At 37.6% G+C, this 322-nt stretch carries 1 protein-coding gene; it reads left to right on the top strand.

All coding sequences use genetic code 11. The annotated features are described in order from the left end of the window. Window positions 1-322 (top strand): SusC/RagA family TonB-linked outer membrane protein (locus H4O21_RS28780; protein WP_220495910.1); only part of this gene is annotated, 322 nt, incomplete at both ends.

Genomic DNA, 322 nt, shown 5'->3' on the forward strand with positions numbered 1-322 from the left:
GGTAAGTCTGGTAAGGCGACTGTTAACGTAGACTTAAATTATGGTGTCCAAAATTGGGACAAAATACAAGCAGCAGGTGCTCAGGAGTATATTGAAATAATTAATACACGTAGAGCAAATGATGGTACAGCACCGTTATTCAATCCTGATGATTTTGGCGCAGGTACAGACTGGTGGGATGAAGTAGTAGTAGATTATGCTCCAGTAACTAATGCTAATGTACGAGCTTCTGGTGGAAGTGACAATATTAAATATTCTGGAAGTCTTAGCTTTTTTGATCAACAATCAAATTATGATAAAGGTTGGTATCAGAGAGTAACAT

It is taken from the genome of Oceanospirillum sediminis (assembly GCF_014164585.1).
GTDB classification, from domain to species: Bacteria; Pseudomonadota; Gammaproteobacteria; order Pseudomonadales; family Halomonadaceae; genus Oceanospirillum; species Oceanospirillum sediminis.